Origin of the sequence: Snodgrassella sp. ESL0304 (assembly GCF_013344995.1) — a bacterium.
Lineage (GTDB): Bacteria > Pseudomonadota > Gammaproteobacteria > Burkholderiales > Neisseriaceae > Snodgrassella > Snodgrassella alvi.
Genome location: NZ_JAAEDR010000016.1, coordinates 47,467 through 66,214, shown reverse-complemented (window position 1 = coordinate 66,214; position 18,748 = coordinate 47,467). Strand labels below are relative to the sequence as shown.

Sequence of the window (18,748 nt, the reverse complement as noted above, 5' to 3'; positions counted from 1 at the left end):
AGCTTAAATTTATCTGTCAATCGGAGCTGGCTGAAGGCTGGAAACAATAAGTGCCTATTATGCTAATTATACGCAATAAACAAATTTCTGACCATGATTTGCACTTTATACCAGCACAGCTCCCGTAAAGCTTTGCTACAGATTATATTGATTGACAAAGTGCTGTTCTTGTTGTGTAATGCTACGTTTTATTTAAAGTTAATTCGGGAATAAATTATGAAACGCACTTATCAACCATCCGTTACCCGCCGCAAACGCACTCATGGCTTTCTGGTTCGCAGTAAAACCCGTGGCGGACGTGCTGTACTGGCTGCCCGCCGCGCCAAAGGCCGTAAACGTTTGGCTGTGTAAGAACAAGAATGGATTATCATTTTGGCAAAAAATATCGCCTATTAAAAACGGATGATTTTTCATCCGTTTTTGCATTACGTTGCCAAAAAAGCCGTGCCTGGATTCAGGTTTTTCAGGCGCGCAATAGTTTAGGTTTCCCGCGTTTGGGGCTGATAGTAGCCAAAAAAGTTGCCAGACGTGCTAACCGGCGCAATTATATGAAGCGCTTAATACGCGAATGGTTTCGCCTGCATAAGCATGAATTGCCGCCGATAGATATAATCATTCGTGTACGCCAGCCGTTCCGGCATGCTGAGTACGCTGGCGTAGTCAGGACTTTACAGCAGCTGCTTATTACAGCTGACAGGTGTAAAGCATCTTCGCAATGAGATATTTATTGCTGGGTCTGATCCGGTTCTATCAGTATGCCATCAGCCCGCTGTTACCACCGCGCTGCCGCTACAACCCGACCTGTTCGCAATATGCCGTACTGGCGCTGCAAAAATACGGGGTAATGAAAGGTAGCTGGCTGGCGATAAAGCGTATTTGCCGCTGTCATCCATGGGGTGGTTGCGGTCATGACCCTCTTCCTTAGCGAGTAGACGGAATACACTATGGATTTCAAACGATTATTGATATTTTTTGTGCTGACCATGGCGATTTTGCTGGGTTGGGAAAAATTATACCCGCAACCCGAAAAACAGCCAGCTGCACAACAAACATCATCCACCAGTAACAGCAATTCTTCTACTGGTGTTGTTGCCGAGAGTGCCCTGAGTAAAACAGAGCCGATAACAGTGACTACTGATACTGTTAAGGCTGTTATTGATGAAAAAAGCGGCGATTTACGCCAGCTAACTCTCAATAAATACAAGGCCACCAGTGATGCCAGCAAGCCTTTTGTATTGCTGGATAATGGTGCAAATGGTCATCAGTATGTTGCCCAGTCGGTATTATTAAACCGTCAGGGTGACTATCAGTTTAAAGATCTGACATTTACAGCTGCGCAAAAACAGTACACACTTAATGGTGACAAACTGGATGTGCGTCTGACTGCTGCCGAACAAAACGGCGTACAGGTTAGTAAAATTTATACATTTACTAAAGGCAGTTACTTGATCGGGCTGCGCTATGAAATTGCCAATCACAATGCTCAGCCATTACAAATGGATGTAGCTTACCGGGTACTGCGGGATGATAAGGAACCTGAAGGTACAGGCTATTTCGATCACACTTATACTGGTCCGGTACTGTATACCCCGAATGGTAAATTTGAAAAAGTAGCCTTTAAAGATCTTGACAGTGATTACACCTCTGGTCGTGATCAGGCAGATTATCAGCGTAAAACCAATACCGGCTGGATTGGCATGACCCAGCATTATTTTATGACTACCTGGATTCTGCAGCCGAAAGAAGGTAACAGTGTTTGTGGTACCAGCGACTGCCAGATAGATATCAGAAAACGCAGTGATGGTCTTTATTCTGCCGGTGTACGAGTACCGCTGAAGGATATTGGTGCTAACTCCACCGGCAGTTTCGGTATTTCCCTGTATGCCGGTCCGCAGATTTATTCTGTCATTACTAAAGTAGCTGATCATTTGCAGATGATTAAAGACTACGGCAAAGTATCGCTGTTTTCTTCTCCTTTATTCTGGTTGCTGAACTGGTGGCACAGTCTGGTACAGAACTGGGGCTGGGCGATTATCCTGCTTACTCTTACTGTCAAAGCAATTCTGTTTCCGCTGACACATGCCTCATATAAATCGATGGCTAAGATGCGTGCTGTGGCTCCGCGTTTGCAGGCATTGAAAGATCAGTACGGTGATGACCGTATGCGTATGCAGCAGGAAATGATGTCGCTGTATAAAAAGGAAAAAATTAATCCTGTTGGCGGTTGTTTGCCTATGCTGCTGCAAATTCCGGTATTTATTGGTCTGTACTGGGCATTGTTTGCTTCGGTAGAATTGCGCGGAGCTCCATGGATTGGCTGGATTACCGATTTAGGCCGTCAGGATCCTTACTTTATTCTGCCTGTGCTCATGGCACTGACTATGTATCTGCAAACATTTATGAATCCGCCGCCAACTGATCCGGTTCAGGCGAAAATGATGAAAATCATGCCAGTAGCTTTCTCTGTAATGTTTTTCTTCTTCCCGGCAGGGCTGGTTCTCTACTGGTTGACGAATAATATTCTGACTCTGGCTCAACAATGGTTTATCAATAAACGTATTGAGCGACAGGCCAAACTGCATCGTTCACTGGATATATAAAATACAGTCTGAAAAAAGCACTTCATGTTGAAGTGCTTTTTTTATTTGCAGCTTGATTGAATAAATATACCAAATTTTAATTGTCTGACCGCAGAAGCTGCTGTAGTAAACAATCAGGCATATTCAGTAATTACTGAACGTAGGTTGTAGTTTGCTGTGTGGTTGTAGTCTGAGCCTGCTGTACCGGATTTAACCGGATTTCCACACGGCGGTTTTGTGCACGTCCTTCAACAGTTGCATTGCTGGCAATAGGATTGGCAGATCCGTATCCGTTAGCACTGATACGGTTATAAGCAACGCCACGGGAAGTCAGGAAATTTGAAACTGATTGTGCACGGCGCTGTGATAACGGGATGTTAATACTGTCATTGCCTGTGCTATCAGTGTATCCGGCAATGGTGATGGTAGTGTCTACATATTTAGCCAGTACTTCAGCTACCGAAGACAGAGAAGAGGTAGCCGCGCCACTTAAATCTGAACTATTGGTTGCAAATGTCACATTTTCAGGCATAGTCAGTTTAATCTGATTACCCTCACGCTGAACTTCGACATTGGTATTAGCCAGTTTCTGGCGTAACAGTTTTTCCTGATAATCCATATAAGCGCCAATACCGGCTCCGATAGCACCGCAACCAAGTGCTGCATTACGTGCACCGCGGCTGTTATGAGTAATCGCGCCGACAATGCCGCATACGGCAGCGCCACTTAAACCATATACTGCTGTTTTACTGGCATGAGACTGACCGGTAGACGGATCGGTAACACAACCGGTTAAAGCAAGGGTGGTAGCGGCTGCAAGTGCAGCCAGTGGTTTCATAATAGTCATACTTACTCCTTCTCTTGAATATAAGCTTGATTATGCTTTTCACAGTTTCTGTTTTATGCTTTCTATAGTAGAAAAGCAAGAGTCATGCTTTTTTGGCAATATGATGTACTGAAAAGAAAAATGGTTATATCTATATGATAAAAAGATAAGTTTTTGGTTGAAAACTGCTTTAGACCATAATAATTATTGGCTATAGTACCGTTCAGGCTACTATAATTAACTTTTTAAGCTGGTTATATCTTGAAAACAACCAGTTTAACCTCATACAAACTAATTACCTTAGTACAGTGCTACCATTTTAGCCATTTGGAAACGACATGCTCAGCTTGTATAACACTTTAACCAGAAGCAAACAAGAATTTACACCGATTAATCCGCACCAGGTGCGTATGTATGTGTGTGGTATGACTGTTTATGATTATTGCCATCTTGGTCATGCCAGAGTAATGATTGTATTTGATCTGGTGGCGCGCTGGTTGCGGGAATTGGGTTATCAGCTTGATTATGTACGCAATATTACTGATATAGACGATAAAATCATTGCCCGTGCCAATGAACGCGGGATTAGTATTACTAAGCTTACCGATTATTATATTCAGGCCATGCACGAAGATGCAGCCGCTTTGGGTGTACTGCCGCCAGACCACGAACCGAGAGCCACGCAATATATCCCGCAAATGATTGCTATGATTGAAGATATCATTGCTAATAATAAGGCTTATATGGCGGATAATGGCGATGTTTTTTATGCGGTACGCGAGTATCCGCAATACGGTCAGTTAAGCGGGAAAAGTCTGGATGATTTGCGTGCCGGAGAACGGGTTGATGTTGACGGACATAAACGGGATCCGTTGGATTTTGTGTTGTGGAAATCAGCCAAGCCGCATGAGCCCGCATGGGATAGCCCGTGGGGCAGAGGACGCCCGGGATGGCATATTGAATGTTCTGCCATGAGTAAAGCACTACTGGGTAAAAATTTTGATATTCATGGAGGTGGTGCTGATTTACAGTTTCCTCATCATGAAAATGAAATTGCTCAGAGTTGCGGAGCGGAAAAAAACGGATGCTGTGAAGAGCATAATCATTTTGCCAGCCATGTTAAATATTGGTTACATAATGGATTTATTCGTGTGGATAATGAAAAAATGTCTAAATCACTTGGAAATTTCTTCACTATCCGCGAAGTGTTGCAGAAATACGATGCTGAAGTTGTGCGGTTTTTTATTTTGCGTGCACATTATCGCAGCCCTTTGAACTATTCGGATGCTCATCTGAATGATGCAAAAGGCGCATTAACCCGCTTATATACGGCACTTAAAAATACAGCTGCGGCAGAAGTGGCAGTACATGCTGACTTAAATGATTACACGCGCCGTTTTTATGCAGCCATGAATGATGACTTTGCTACCGTTGAAGCTGTAGCAGTATTGTTTGAGCTGGCTAATGAAATTAATAAAACACATGACGCCAAACTGGCAGGATGTCTGAAAGGGCTGGCAGGTTTACTGGGCTTATTACAACGTGATCCGGCTGCTTTTCTTCAGGGAGAAGTGGGGGAAACGGTTCAGGGTCTGGATAGCGCAGCTATAGAAGCGCTGATAGCTGCACGGCAGCAGGCTCGTGCAGAACGTAACTGGGCTGAATCTGACCGGATTCGTGATGAGCTTACGGCAGCCGGTATTGTATTGGAAGATGGTGCCGGCGGGACTAGCTGGCGTCGTGCCTGAATTTGTATATAGTACAGCCTTAAGTCTCAGACTGGGTGTATTCTTGTAATGCATTATGGTCTTGACAGCAATGTCAGACTTAAATAGTGGGATGTGAGGAATCTGGTCGTTTCATATCGTTTTAGCTGTGAAGAAGAGTAGCTGCTATATACTGATTCACTTGAAAATCTTACTCATGCGAGTATAATTACCCGATTCTGGACATCCGTTTCAAGAGGTACAGGCACAACCCCTGTGCCCGCCAACCAAGGACGATATTATGAATAACAGCATTCAACCGAACTACCATGATATAACCGTGACTTGCTCTTGCGGTAACACTTTTGTAACTAAATCCGCAATGGAAAAAGATACTTTCAATATCGAAGTATGTTCTGCATGTCACCCTTTCTACACAGGTAAACAGAAAATCGTTGACTCTACCGGTCGTGTGGATAAGTTCAATCAGAAATACGGCAATATGTTCAAACGTTAATTCTTATTTGCAACATGTTGCACCGAAAAAGACTGCCACCAGGGCAGTCTTTTTTATCAGATAATCTGATGTTGTGTTTAATACAGTAGCAAAAATAGCCAAAAAATTCGAATATTTTACTGGTTTGATTATTTCAAGCGGGTATACATTTACCTTTCATATTACGAAACTCTTTCTTGATAGTTCCGCGCAAAATTGTGAATTTGCATTTTCTGATTCATAGTTAGTAAAAAGCATTGATTTAATCTTGTTTTACCGGGATCGCTGTTTTCTGTTACCTATCCAATTTTAAAATCTGAAAAATACAAATTTTTCTTATTTTTCTTTTATTCAATATATAAAATCGATAAACGCTAACGCTGGCTTAAAGTTTGATTGGTTAATAACCATAACCAGCTTACTAGTACAAAAGGTAAGGTTAATACAGGTATGGCAAACGGCTTCAGTATTGTGGCTAATGCGGCCTGAGTAAGAACAGTAAAGATAATACCGAAGACAATATAAATAATGGTTTTAAAATCCTGATTATTACTGAAAGTAGCCAGTGTGATAGCTGTCAGGATTGCATTAAAAGAATAGAGGCCGAGAGAGATCATTTCTATCTGACTGCCATATAACAGTGCAATACCGATGGCCAGTAAAGAACTGGCCAGTGCATAGATAGCCATTCTGATTGAATTGACTGCCAGTCCCGCCAGAAAAATGACACCTGCCAGCGTGCTGTTAAATAAAAATACTTCGGCAATGCCCAGTATACTATCCGGTATTAGATGCAGCAGATTAAAACTTGAAATCTGTGCAGATAATTCCGTAGACGGTTCGCGTATCAGTACTGAGAATGATGGTGTAGCCAACAGATACAGCCATGTAATCAACACAAATGGTATTGTCAGACAGGGTAAGTACCATTGCTGTAATATTGAGCTGAATGCTTGTGTAATAAATACTGATAATATGGCAGCAAGTATGATACTTAGCCATAAATACAGTGAATTTTCGCAGAAAACAGATAAGGCGATACCAATCAGACAGGCATTGAAACCATAAATTCCTTGCAGCCAGGCTTTGCGGTTAAGCTGGTACAGGTAAGCTATTGCATTGGCACAGACTACAGCAAGTAAGCAGGCCAGAGCAGTTTGTGGCTTACCGGCACTGTAACTGCCAAATAGTATGCCTATTGAAAAGATTAGCCCGGAAACAGGATTGTTTTGCAACATAACCTGTCCGTAGCTGCGCAGGATAACATCAATAAACTGACAAAGATGATTGGTACTGGTTAACTGATGCCAGTACTGACGTACTGAGGCTGTGTTCATCTGATTTCTCCTTTTTATTTTTACTTTAGCTGAACAGATAAATTACTATCAGCAGCGGTAACTATGAATATTAGAATGATTATAAAAGAGAATAAGCGATAGTTGGGTTGCAGAAGTATAAAAATGTAATTATCCCGTATCTATTTAGGTGAAATACAACCTGTAAGAAGTAATAGATATATATATCAGGGAGTTTGTCTATAACAAAAATTACACGGATGTAATGCTGCTATTGAACAATCTACTGAATAATATTTCAAATATAATCCAGATTAATTAAAACGAATTTCATATGAAATTTATAAAACTAAGCAAATCAGATAAGTTTGATTTATATCTAATGAATAAAGAATAAACCTGAATATTAAGTAATAAAAAATACTAAATATTGTAAGTTAATTTATTTTTTTGTAATAATAATAATTCCCAGTATTAGATATGGAAATAAATATGAAAATTTTGAAAACAGTGTTGTTATTATCCCTGAGCATGATACTTTTTGGGTGTGGTAACTCGAAGCAGGCAGAGCCAAATAAAGCAGGTAGTGAGGCAGTACAGTCAGATGCTAGTAAGTCTGACAGCAATAAAGCAGATAACAATAAATTAGATGATGATACTATTCAGAGCTACTTTAGCGAGCTTAAACGGCAACTGCCTATGAGAGTTTCCTCAACTACCCAGCTGGTCGATCTCACTATTGGAAATAATGTAGTAGATTATAAATATGTAGTAACAGGAAATAAAAAAAATTTCTCATCATCTAATGTTCAGAAAATGACTAGTGATAACTTAAAAAATAAATATTGCGAAAATAGAGATCCTGATCTCGTGAAATTAAGAAATTCATTTCCGGATGGCATTAATCATCATTATTATTTTAAAGATGAAGATAAAGAATTATTTAGTGTACATTTAGTACCATCTGATTGTGATGCTAAATAAATTGAAACAGATAATGTGAAAGTAATCATCATAACAGGGTGTTCAGCCCTGTTTTTCTTTTATTATTCATCATTAATTATTTAAACTTTGCCGATATTATAGTTTTAAAAGGTTCAGTTCCGGAAAACAGGCCGGTTGCGAAAATCAAAAAACATAAATTGCCAGCAGACTAATTTATATCCGGATATGAAAAATAGTGAAGCTGGCTTTGTAATCTTATAACCAGACTGAATTATTATATTTAGCTATCAGAAAATCATGTACGGCATAGATTATCTATTCCGCTAAAAATAATTCTGAATATCTTCTCTTAATTCCTGGCAGAGGCGGAATGCAGAATCTGCTTAAAACAATTATCAGCAGGGGGATTATCTTTTCTGCCGAATATGCTATTGTTCGAATAGCAGCCGGTATAAAGCCATTTACCTGACTGCTGATTCTGATAACTGGTATGGTTACCAGATTTTTTATGATAAAAATATTTAGCAGGAAAAACTTATGCAGCTACAGCTGAATTCTGTCGGTACACCTTTATTCTATGGCGTATTTATCGTGATTGTCATTGTGATGATTGCAATTGATATGCTTACATTGAAAAAAGAGGGAGTGCATCGGGTTAGTACCAAAGAAGCTCTACTATGGACAACAGTCTGGATTACTGTCTCTCTCGGATTTGCTGCCTGGCTGTATTTTGAGCTGGCACATAATCCTGCCGCCGGTCCGGCTATAGCAGCAGATTCGGTGATGGATTTTCTGACAGGTTATGTTTTGGAAAAATCACTCTCAGTCGATAATATCTTTGTATTTATTCTGATATTCGGTTATTTCAAAGTGCCGGCTGAGTACCAGCATCGTGTTTTGCTTTACGGTGTACTGGGCGCTATTGTACTACGCGCCATTATGGTGGCTCTGGGTGCAGTACTGGTCAGCCGTTTTGAATGGGTATTGTATCTGTTTGGTATATTTCTGCTTTATAGCGGGATTAAGCTGATGCTGCCTGAAAAGGCGGAAGATAAAGGTCTGGCTGATAATCCGCTGATAGGCTGGCTGCACCGGTATATGCGTGTTAGCGGGCAGTTAAACCGGGAAAAATTCTTTACCGTTGAAAACGGTCAGCGTATGGCAACTCCTTTGCTGCTTACTTTGATTGTGATTGAATTAAGTGATGTTGTTTTTGCTGTTGACAGTATTCCGGCAGTATTTGCCGTCACCACTGACCCGTTTATTGTTTTTACTTCCAATATCTTTGCGGTACTGGGGCTGCGTGCGATGTATTTTTTACTCGCCAATGTAGTAGAAAAATTTATCTATCTCAAATACGGGCTGGCTGTGGTTTTAACTTTTATTGGCGGCAAAATGCTGGTGGCCAAATGGTGGCATATTCCTTCTTTTGCTTCACTGACTGTCGTGTTTAGTGCTTTAATGATTGCTATACTTGCTTCATGGTGGAAAACCAGACAACAACCATCAGCTTAATTAATAATAGGTGATATTTATTTAAACAGCCTGTTATCTGTTACTGCCATTAACCGGCAAAAACAGATAACGGGCTGAAATTCGAAATTAGCTTAAAAACGATTAAGCTAATTTATTGATGATTTCGCTTACCCGTGCTACGTAGATTTTAACGGTTTCAATATCGCCGCGCGGAATTTCATCTACGCTGGCATCTGCCGGTGTTTGTATCAGCGCTCCTCCAGAGCCTCCGAGTACATTAATATCATTACGGTCTGCTTCTTTGTTATTGGCCGGTAACAGTCCCAGACTTACCCAGATACCGCCGTGCTGTGCGGCCAGTGTCTGCATCCAGAGAAGCGTAACCTGTTTGTCACCGTTAAAGCTGGCACTATTGGTAAATCCGCCAAATACTTTATTTTGCCATGCGCGCTCTGCCCACAGTCCTGAAGTGGCATCAGCAAATTTTTTGAATTGCCAGGGTACATTGCCCATATAAGTAGGTGCGGCAAAAATAATTCCTTTGGCGTCGTGAAGCTGTTGCCACTGATCATTGTCCAGATCACCATTAGCATCAATTTCAACCAGTACTGCATCGGTATCTGCAGCGGCTGCTTCAGCTATTTTACGAGTATGGCCGTAACCGGAAAAAACCACTATTGCCAGTTTACTCATTTGTACATCCTTATGAATGATTAAATGTTAAAACAGTTTATGCGTGCTGTGCTGCTACTGCAAGAGAGTTTCAGGAAACAAAAATTTCGATTATTGCCTGCGAAGAAATTATTGAGTGATGCATTATTATCCTTACACATACCAGTTGCTATGGTATTTAGCTAATACACTAATACACTAATGCACTAAGACAGCATGCTGGAATTTGTTAGTTTACGGTACGCTTGCTGTTGTGGTAAATTATTGTTAAACTCAATTAATACATAATCATGCTAGAGTGATAACAGACAGGAAAATTAATGTTGCCGGTAGCCTGTATCAGGCTTACAAAAGATAATTAACAGCGGCAGCACACATCAGGCACACAACCATTTCTTCATAGTAAACACTGTAATTGTTTCAGAACCTGCCCGTACCGGCGGCACACCAAAAATAGCCAACAGGGCAGTAACCGTGGTGTAACTTTTACTCATGAGAGGTAATTATATGGCGTACGCTAGTACCAATCCTTATACCGAGCAACAGGTAAAGGCATTTTCTGATACTACCGATATTGAGCTGGAAGCAGCATTAAATCATGCTGATGCCGCTTTCCATCAGTGGAAAACTACTACATTTGCCCAGCGTGCGCGTATTCTGCAAAACGCTGCGGATATTCTGCGGGCTAATATTGAAGAATATGCCAGTTTACTCACGCTGGAAATGGGTAAACTGTTTAGTGAAGCTAAAGCAGAAACGGAACTGTCAGCACAGATTCTTGAATATTATGCAGTTAATGCTGAACGGCAGCTTCAGCCGGAAGTGTTACCGGTTACATCCAATAAAGGTAATCGTGCCCGTATTGAATTTGCTCCGCAGGGTATTATTCTGGCTGTTGAGCCATGGAATTTCCCTTATTACCAGATAGCACGTATTGCAGCCCCGCAACTGGCTGCCGGTAATGTGATTGTGCTGAAACATGCTTCTAATGTACCTCAGTGTGCAGCGAAAATGGAGGCGATGTTCCTTCAGGCCGGTTTAATGGCCGGTGCTTTCCAGAATCTCTATCCAACTCATGCTCAACTGGCCAAAATCATTGCAGATCCGCGTGTACGCGGTGTAGCGCTGACTGGCTCTGAAAGTGCCGGTGCCATTGTTGCCGCTCAGGCCGGAGCCGCAGTGAAAAAATGTACCCTCGAACTGGGTGGTGCAGATGCGTTCATCGTACTCAATGACGCAGATATCGAAAAAGCAGCTAAATGGGCTGTTTTCGGACGTCACTGGAATGCCGGTCAGGTATGTGTCAGTGCCAAGCGTATTATTGTAGAAGATGGTGTATACGATCGTTTCCTGAGTTTGTATCGTCAGGGTGTGCAGCAATTGCGCATGGGTGATCCGATGGATGCAGCCACAACACTGGCTCCGCTGTCTTCACGCTCAGCCGTTACTGGTTTACAGCAGCAGCTGGATGAAGCAGTTAAGCTCGGTGCGCACGCTGAGGAAATCCCGCTAGACATGCCTGCTCAGGGCTGTTTCTTCCGGCCGGTTATTCTGACCAATATTCAACCGGATAATCCGGCACGTCACTGGGAATTCTTTGGTCCGGTTTCTTCAATTTACCGTGCTAAAGATGCAGCACACGCTATCGAGATTGCTAACGATAGCCCGTACGGATTGGGCGGATCTATCTTTACTGCTGACGAAGAACGCGGTGCACAGCTGGCTCAGCAGATTGATACTGGTATGGTATTTATTAATCATCCAACCATGGTAAAAGCTGACTTACCTTTCGGTGGTGTGAAACGTTCCGGATTCGGACGTGAATTACTGGATCTGGGCTTAAAAGAATTTGTTAATGCTAAGCTGGTAAGTATTGCCGATATTGACGGTGAATTCTAAGCAGAGCAAATAAAGCAAAACAGGGCTGACAGTGTGCAGCCCTGTTTTTTTATTTTCGGCTGTCAGTAAATTAATTTTTTTCTTTATTTTCTCCATTGTGGTTAGCAATCTGTTTTTCGGTTCTGTAAAGTGTTTACCTGGAGAGACATATACGTTACTGAAATGTAATATATATGTAGCATTATGCTAAATTCCGGCTATTGTGTTCTGCTGACAATATTTTCTCAGGTAAAGTGGTGATGTCGAGTTTTTATGCATTATCTGATTGATAATAATATTTTATTTCACCATGATGAGCATAAATGTGTACCAGTGATTGAACAGGAGGCCGTATGTTAACCATTATCGCTGCACCCACCAGTCAGGATTTTGCTAATCCGCGCCTGAGTGAAAAGTATACTCAGCCACAGTTTCTCAAACAGAGCGAACAGTTAGTACATTATTGCCGTCAGCTAAGTGTGAAACAGCTGGAGGAATTGATGCACATCAGCCCGCATCTGGCTGAGCTTAATCAGCAGCGTTTTCAGGACTGGCATACGCCATTTACCCCTGATAATGCTTTACAGGCGATTTTTGCCTATAGTGGTGATATTTACACCAGCCTGAAAGTTAGTGATTTATCCTTGCATGAACTGGATTATATGCAAACCGCTGTATGTATTCTTTCCGGTTTGTACGGCATATTGCGTCCGCTGGATTTAATCCAGCCCTACCGCCTGAGCATGAATGTACGTCTGGAGAATCCTGAAGGTATTAATTTGTATCATTTCTGGCATGAAACCCTGACCAGCCATTTGAATCAAATCGAAACTGAAACCATCATTGATTTAGCTTTTGATAATTATTTCAAAGTAATAGATAAGGATAAACTTAAAGCACAGGTAATTAAACCGGTTTTTCTGGATGAAAAAGCGGGTAAATACATGAATGTTAATGCTTATGCGAAAGAAGCCATGGGATTGATGACTCGCTTTATTGTACGCAATAAACTGCACTCACTTAAAATGCTGCATGAATTTAATGAGCATGGTTACCAGTTTGCTGCACATGAATCAAGTGAGGATGAACTGGTATTCAAACGTTCAGAAAAAACAGCTCAGCAATACCGTAATTAGGCATATTATTCAGTATAGCTGTACAAAAGTTGCAAAAAAAGCAGAGCAAGTACATAAAAATGTGGTAGTTGTAGCAAAATTAGGTACAATCGCCGCTTTTACCATCGCAAAGGTGTAACCATGTCTGAATCAACCCCAATCTGCCCGCAATGTGCCAGTGAACAGAATTATTTTGATGGTAGCTTTACTGTCTGTCTGGAATGCGGACACGAATGGGATGCTGCCAGCAATACTGGCTCATCACAAGAGCTTGATGTTAAAGACAGTAACGGTAATCCGTTGTCGAATGGTGACGACGTTATTCTGATTAAAGACCTTAAGCTTAAAGGTAGCAGCACTGTTCTGAAAAAAGGTGCAAAAGCTAAAGGTATTCGTCTGGTTGAAGGCGATCATGAAATTGATTGCAAAATTGACGGCATGAAAATCATGCTTAAAGCGTGCTTTGTGAAAAAGGCCTGATATTTTCTTTAAAGAGGTACGTACACAAAACCCGCCCTGTCTGCCAATTTTTAATTGCAGACAGGGCGGGTTTTGATCTGTGGATAACTAAGTTATCCACATGCAGGCGCCAATATGCTCTAATTATTGTCGGAAGTTAACCCCGGGTCAACGACTGCATAGATGCGGTTGTCCAGAACACTGGCACTGATTCTTTGCATAATGACATTAGCCAGTTCAGTACGATGAATAAAACCATGTACCTCCTGCTGATAAAAACATTTACCTGTGCCAGTAACGTCACCATTAGACAAACCGCCCGGACGCAGAATTTCATAATTCAGCTTACTGGTTTGCAGCCATACCTCTGCCAGAGATTTTTCCCGTACAGCATGCCCGAAAGCAGTTTTTGCGCGTTCAGACATAGTATGCCATGAGTCGCCGCAGCCCAGAGAGGTAACCAGCAGCATCCGGGAGATACCAGCTTGTTCAGCTGTATCAATAATCAGGCGCTGAGCCAGATAATGTGCGCCAGCTGATCCGCCCAGAGTAGAGACAATTATGGTATTGGTGCCGGCAAGCCGGCATATTTCTTTGACACTGGATTCATCGGTAGCATCACCAACCACAGTCTGCACACCCTGCCGGTTTAATTCAGCGGCAAAAGCGGCATCGCGTACCAGTGCCGCGCAGCGCCATTCAGATGATTGCTGTAATGCCAGCTGTAATACCTGATAGCCGGTGCCTTTTTTAGGGCTCACCCCGAACAATAATAGCGTTTTCATCAGTTTTTCCTTAGTCCGGACGGAAACGTTGAGCCAGAATTCTGAATTTATCTAATTGCTGTGCTTTTAATTGTCTTTGTTCATCACGTCCGACAAAAATTTTAAACATAGCTTCACCCTGACGGTTCAGAAAAATAATTCCCGCAGTAGCCATATGCATAAAACTGCGCTCAACAAAAGCGATATGTGCACAGTTTTCTGCCCGGATATGCCCGCCGAATGCTTGCTTATGCTGCAAATTAAAATAACCGGCACCATATTTTCCAGCTGGCAGTTCACCGGAAAATTCAGCAATAATATCCGGAGTGTGAACCAGAAAAGTAATTTCACCCCATGTAAGCACTTCCTGCCATACAGTATCAAATTGACTTCCGTCTGTCAGCACTGCATCAGGCATGGCTTCAATTACTGCTGTTAAACTAGTCTGATATTGCCGGGCAATCTGTTCCAGCGTACCTTCCGGGTTACTTTGCATGAAAAGTTTAAGATTATTACTTGCAGACTGTTCAGTCATTTTTATTTCCTTAAATTAAAACTGTTTTGACGCTGAGATATTACGGAGCAGCGGTATGCCCTGGCGCGGATTTTCCGCTTTGGCGCATCTGCATCATTTTTTCCTGTCGCTCAAGATGTTCCGGATTATTCAAAGACAATAGTAATTGCTGCAAAGCCTGTAACAGATTGCTCGACCAGAAACGGCCTGATGGGGTTAGCAACAGACAGCGTGCATCATTGACGAGTAAACCCGCCTGCTGCCATTGTTCCAGTAACGGATCCAATAAGTGAGCCTGTGTTGTCAGTGCAGCTAAATCAACCCGACCCTGTTCTATACCGGCCTGAAGCTGATATAACCATTCTCCTAGTAAAGATTGGCCGGTAAGCATCATCAATGGTTTTTTGCCTTGTTTCAGCCGTGTGTAGTACTCAGCCAGATCGCGTTGCAGCATAAATGACTGACCGCCCAGCCGGCCACCGGCACCGGAGCCAAATGCAAAGAAATCAGCACCCTGCTTAATTAGCAGATTATATAAATTTCGTTCACGTGTGGTTTTAGCCCAATGGCTGTTACTTAGCTGCATCCAGCCCTGCCGGCGTAAAAAAGCTTCACCCTGTAAATAAAAATGACATTTGTCCGCTACTGAAGGTAATTCAAGTTGGCTGTTTTCCACCCGCTTAGCCAGCGGTGTGGAAGAAAGCAGATTTAGAGCATACAAATCCACACCATCTAGCGGCAGGCCGGCAGCAAGTTCTAAATCTGTCTGCCAGCTCTGAGGCGTCTGCCCGGGTAATCCAAACATCAGATCGCACACCAGTGCTACACTGTCTTTAGCGGCAATTCGTTCAAATGTTTCTATAATCTGTTCACGTTTGGATAAGCGTCCGAGCTTCTGACGAATATTGGTATCGAAAGTCTGAATACCGATTGAAAACCGGTTTGCACCTGCCTCTATATAACTATCTGTACGTGCCTCATCGAAATCAGAAATTCGTCCTTCAATAGTAATTTCACAATCAGGTGCAAGAGGTAATGACTGTTTCAGTAAGCTGATTACCCGGGCTAGCTGACCGGCAGGCAGAGCGGATGGTGTACCACCTCCGAAATAAACCGCATGAATGGGTGCAGACTGTAATGCCGGATTGTTGATTTCCAGAGTGATTTCGGTTAGTAAAGCATCAATATATGCTTCAGTATCAAATTTGCGCAGCAGATTCTGGTAAAAACCACAAAACTGGCAGTGAGTATCACAAAAGGGGATATGAATATAAATCAGCCTTTTATTGCCGGTAAGTTTGGTTTGCTGTAATTGTTGCCATTGCTTTTCGATATCTTCCGCAGCCAGTGGCATACTTGCGCGTAATGGCATCACAGCCCGGCGATCCTGAAACGGTAAACCAGAACATGCAGCATAATAACGGCTTAAATCCAATGATTTCATAACACAGACATAAATTGAAAGCTGCAAGAATTAAATAATAATTATTATCATATGGCAATGGTTTTATGACCATGTATACTTAACAATATCCTGTTTATTGATACATATCAACAGACTTGAATATGCCAATAGAAATGTTTATTCTGTAGAATAGTTGTACAAAAACTATTTTATGCGTATTGGAATTCATCTATCAATGATTAAAGGTAAAAATTAGATGGATTAGTAAAAAGAAGAGAAGATGAAGCTAAATTTTTCGAAAAAGGATTATAGTAATGAAGAAAATTCTACTAATTATATTAATATTTATGAGTAACAATGTTTTTAGTTCTATTAGTCCAATAGAGAGGATGTTCATTGATATGGATAATACTATAAAACATAATTCAACTATAATAGATAAATTATCTAAAATTCTTTTAAAAAAAAATATTGATATTTTTCAGAAGGAATGGGAAGGTGAGGTGAATAAAAAATGCGAGTGGGTAAGTAATAATATTGATGTTTACCGCTTTGGTCAGGAGGATAAATTCAGTTATCCAGACTGTTTAATTAGCGAACAAAATTCTTTTATTAATGAATTAATTTTATTGATATATCATAATAAAATACCAGTAAATATTAAATTACAAAAATACATCACTAAAATTCCAGAGCAAAAACAATATAATATTTATTTCAATCTATTAACAGAGAAATATGCTTCAAAATTTTGCAACACATTTTATACTTCAACAGATATTAATGATTGTATGAATCGTTTCCTTTTAACTCAATATCAGCCCGAAGAATATGGATTTAAGCTTACAGTGGATAAGAGTTATCTATATGATTCTCCAAATTTAAAAAATAAAACAAAAATATATTTAATTAGAGAGGATAAGGTAGAATTATTAAATTATAAAAATGATTTTTATGAAATTGAATATACAACAGAAAAAAATAGGAAAATTAAAAAATGGCTTCACTGTTCTGCTATTGATGCTTGTATTTCTGATTAATAAAATAAATCTTAAATGGCAAGAGAAACATTTAAAATAAATGTTTCTCTTGCAAATCCTAATTTAGTTGTTGCTAAAAATTATTTATTATCATCAAACGGTTATCTATGGGTAAAAAGAATGCAGCTGAATCAGATGGAAGTGTGAATAAATTTATCTTTCTGAATTAAAGCCTTATAAGCTTAAAACTGAATTTATAAAAATCAATATTGATTAAAGTTCTGATTTTTGAATTAATTGTATTTATTAAATGGTAATTATATAAACTCTGTATTCTGACTATATATTTAATTGGCAGCAGGTTATCTTTATGGCTAAGCATTATTATTGAATATTCTGAAAATAAATAAAAATTTGATAATCTCAACAGTTAAAACAGGAATTAATAAAGAAAATACTGTATAGTTAACATTTGTAAATTTATTATTCATCCACCGGAAATAAATTATGCAACAAACCCAGTCTGTCCGGCAGATTACCGGATTGCTTATTGGTACCGCAGTTGGTGATGCAATAGGGCTGGCTCGTGAGGGTATTGCTCCTAAGCGAGCCAGACGTATGTTTGGCGATAAAATTCAGCACAACCTGATTGTCACTCCATGGGGGAGAATAGGGTTATGCAGTGATGATACTGAGCATGCAGCGATGGTGGCACAATGTCTGCTGAGCTGTAAGCTGAATCCGAAGGATTTTAGTGGCCGGCTGGGCAGAGGCATGAGGCGATGGTTTCTGACTATGCCGGCCGGTTTGGGTATGGCTACTTTAAAAGCCTGCCTGAAATTGTGTCTGGGTATAAATCCGGTTAAAAGCGGTAATAACTCTGCCGGTAACGGAGCGGCTATGCGTGCACCGGTGATAGGCTGGTTTTTTGCCGGTAATCCGGACATCATGCGTGAATGCATTCATGCAGCTACCATCATAACTCATACTGATCCGCGTGCTGAAGAGGGCGCATGGGTGATTGCCATGGCTGCCGGCTATGCCAGCCGGCAGCAGTCTGAGGTGTCTGCTGACAGTTTCTTTGCTGAGATTATGCCTGCGCTAAGCGGAGAGCAGCTTATCAGTCACTTGCAACTGGCTCAGCAGAAACTTAAGCAGCAGGCTCAATTGCATGAATATCTGCTGGCGCTGAAACTGGAAAAAAAAGGAATTACTGGCTATATTAACAATACTGTGCCTGCTGTTATCTATGCATGGCTGCGCTATTATGGTGATTACGAACAAACCGTCAGTGCATTAATACAAGCGGGCGGCGATACTGATACCACGGCAGCCATTGCCGGCGCTCTTGCCGGTATTTATGCGGGCGAAGCAGGTATTCCGGAACAATGGCTGCAAGGTGTGAAAGAATGGCCAATGAGTGTGGACTATCTGCGCAAACTCTCGGTGGCACTCGCTGACAGAAAACATCATCCGAAACAGATTATCAGTCTGAAACAGCCACCATATGTTTTCTTATTATGCAGAAATATACTTTTTTTCTGCATAATCATGTTGCATGGTTTCAGACGGCTGTTACCGCCGTATTAGGCAATAAATACTTTAATGCTGAACCATTAAACAGATAAAAACAGACCG

19 protein-coding genes are annotated in these 18,748 nt (G+C 41.1%); 13 read left to right on the top strand and 6 right to left on the bottom strand.

Going from position 1 to position 18,748, the window contains the following annotated elements; all coding sequences use genetic code 11:
- Positions 1–216 precede the first annotated feature (216 nt).
- From rpmH to yidC, 4 genes are read left to right on the top strand one after another with little or no spacing between them, the layout of a single operon-like run.
- Positions 217–351: a 50S ribosomal protein L34 gene (gene rpmH, locus GYX91_RS09410; RefSeq protein WP_004283944.1), complete on the top strand. Its 135-nt coding sequence runs from the start codon at positions 217–219 to the stop codon at positions 349–351.
- Positions 352–359: 8 nt separating this feature from the next.
- Complete coding sequence (gene rnpA / locus GYX91_RS09405; RefSeq protein WP_174830670.1) at positions 360–719, top strand: ribonuclease P protein component; 360 nt, start codon at positions 360–362, stop codon at positions 717–719.
- Positions 716–925: a membrane protein insertion efficiency factor YidD gene (gene yidD / locus GYX91_RS09400; RefSeq protein ID WP_084547360.1), complete on the top strand. Its 210-nt coding sequence runs from the start codon at positions 716–718 to the stop codon at positions 923–925. The genes rnpA and yidD overlap by 4 nt, the downstream gene beginning before the upstream one ends.
- Before the next feature lie 19 nt (positions 926–944).
- Complete coding sequence (yidC, locus tag GYX91_RS09395; RefSeq protein WP_174830669.1) at positions 945–2,600, top strand: membrane protein insertase YidC; 1,656 nt, start codon at positions 945–947, stop codon at positions 2,598–2,600.
- 130 nt (positions 2,601–2,730) lie between these two features.
- Here yidC and GYX91_RS09390 read toward each other — a convergent pair whose 3' ends face one another.
- Positions 2,731–3,426: an OmpA family protein gene (locus GYX91_RS09390; RefSeq protein ID WP_078474978.1), complete on the bottom strand. Its 696-nt coding sequence runs from the start codon at positions 3,424–3,426 to the stop codon at positions 2,731–2,733.
- Positions 3,427–3,743: 317 nt separating this feature from the next.
- Between GYX91_RS09390 and cysS the strand changes: the two genes are divergently transcribed.
- Positions 3,744–5,153, top strand: a complete 1,410-nt coding sequence (gene cysS, locus GYX91_RS09385) for a cysteine--tRNA ligase (protein WP_174830668.1) — start codon at positions 3,744–3,746, stop codon at positions 5,151–5,153.
- Positions 5,154–5,412: 259 nt separating this feature from the next.
- Positions 5,413–5,628 (top strand): 50S ribosomal protein L31, encoded by a 216-nt coding sequence (gene rpmE, locus GYX91_RS09380; protein WP_037394224.1) that lies wholly within the window; start codon positions 5,413–5,415, stop codon positions 5,626–5,628.
- 353 nt (positions 5,629–5,981) lie between these two features.
- Here the strand turns inward: rpmE and GYX91_RS09375 are convergent, their stop codons facing one another.
- Positions 5,982–6,944: an urea transporter gene (locus tag GYX91_RS09375; RefSeq protein WP_084564859.1), complete on the bottom strand. Its 963-nt coding sequence runs from the start codon at positions 6,942–6,944 to the stop codon at positions 5,982–5,984.
- A gap of 450 nt (positions 6,945–7,394) precedes the next feature.
- Between GYX91_RS09375 and GYX91_RS09370 the strand changes: the two genes are divergently transcribed.
- Both GYX91_RS09370 and GYX91_RS09365 read left to right on the top strand, forming a co-directional pair.
- Positions 7,395–7,886: a hypothetical protein gene (locus GYX91_RS09370; RefSeq protein ID WP_037394230.1), complete on the top strand. Its 492-nt coding sequence runs from the start codon at positions 7,395–7,397 to the stop codon at positions 7,884–7,886.
- A gap of 498 nt (positions 7,887–8,384) precedes the next feature.
- A complete protein-coding gene (locus GYX91_RS09365) occupies positions 8,385–9,362 on the top strand; it encodes a TerC family protein (RefSeq protein ID WP_084552827.1) in 978 nt (325 codons plus the stop codon).
- A gap of 102 nt (positions 9,363–9,464) precedes the next feature.
- Here GYX91_RS09365 and GYX91_RS09360 read toward each other — a convergent pair whose 3' ends face one another.
- Entirely contained in the window at positions 9,465–10,016 is a 552-nt protein-coding gene (locus GYX91_RS09360) for a flavodoxin family protein (RefSeq protein ID WP_025331534.1), read from the bottom strand.
- 486 nt (positions 10,017–10,502) lie between these two features.
- Between GYX91_RS09360 and GYX91_RS09355 the strand changes: the two genes are divergently transcribed.
- From GYX91_RS09355 to GYX91_RS09345, 3 genes are all read left to right on the top strand, one after another.
- Positions 10,503–11,894 (top strand): NAD-dependent succinate-semialdehyde dehydrogenase, encoded by a 1,392-nt coding sequence (locus GYX91_RS09355; RefSeq protein ID WP_025331533.1) that lies wholly within the window; start codon positions 10,503–10,505, stop codon positions 11,892–11,894.
- Between the two features lie 332 nt (positions 11,895–12,226).
- Positions 12,227–13,009, top strand: a complete 783-nt coding sequence (gene yaaA / locus GYX91_RS09350) for a peroxide stress protein YaaA (RefSeq protein ID WP_174830667.1) — start codon at positions 12,227–12,229, stop codon at positions 13,007–13,009.
- A gap of 120 nt (positions 13,010–13,129) precedes the next feature.
- Entirely contained in the window at positions 13,130–13,468 is a 339-nt protein-coding gene (locus GYX91_RS09345; protein WP_078474983.1) for a zinc ribbon domain-containing protein YjdM, read from the top strand.
- Positions 13,469–13,587: 119 nt separating this feature from the next.
- On the opposite strand, the gene GYX91_RS09340 is transcribed toward GYX91_RS09345, so the two are convergent.
- Genes GYX91_RS09340 through hutW form a run of 3 tightly spaced genes read right to left on the bottom strand, consistent with a single transcriptional unit; the run spans position 13,588 to position 16,169 of the window.
- On the bottom strand, positions 13,588–14,232 hold the full coding sequence (locus tag GYX91_RS09340) for an NAD(P)H-binding protein (protein ID WP_084547273.1): 645 nt from the start codon (positions 14,230–14,232) through the stop codon (positions 13,588–13,590).
- Between the two features lie 10 nt (positions 14,233–14,242).
- Positions 14,243–14,746 carry a heme utilization cystosolic carrier protein HutX gene (gene hutX, locus GYX91_RS09335; protein ID WP_096766241.1) on the bottom strand — a complete coding sequence of 168 codons (504 nt, stop codon included), beginning with the start codon at positions 14,744–14,746 and terminating at the stop codon, positions 14,243–14,245.
- Positions 14,747–14,786: 40 nt separating this feature from the next.
- A complete protein-coding gene (gene hutW / locus GYX91_RS09330; RefSeq protein ID WP_084549903.1) occupies positions 14,787–16,169 on the bottom strand; it encodes a heme anaerobic degradation radical SAM methyltransferase ChuW/HutW in 1,383 nt (460 codons plus the stop codon).
- Positions 16,170–16,531: 362 nt separating this feature from the next.
- Between hutW and GYX91_RS09325 the strand changes: the two genes are divergently transcribed.
- Both GYX91_RS09325 and GYX91_RS09320 read left to right on the top strand, forming a co-directional pair.
- Entirely contained in the window at positions 16,532–17,170 is a 639-nt protein-coding gene (locus GYX91_RS09325) for a hypothetical protein (RefSeq protein WP_144363173.1), read from the top strand.
- 447 nt (positions 17,171–17,617) lie between these two features.
- The gene (locus tag GYX91_RS09320; protein WP_084550113.1) at positions 17,618–18,700 is read left to right on the top strand and encodes an ADP-ribosylglycohydrolase family protein; all 1,083 of its coding nucleotides are present in this window, start codon (positions 17,618–17,620) and stop codon (positions 18,698–18,700) included.
- Positions 18,701–18,748 lie beyond the last annotated feature (48 nt).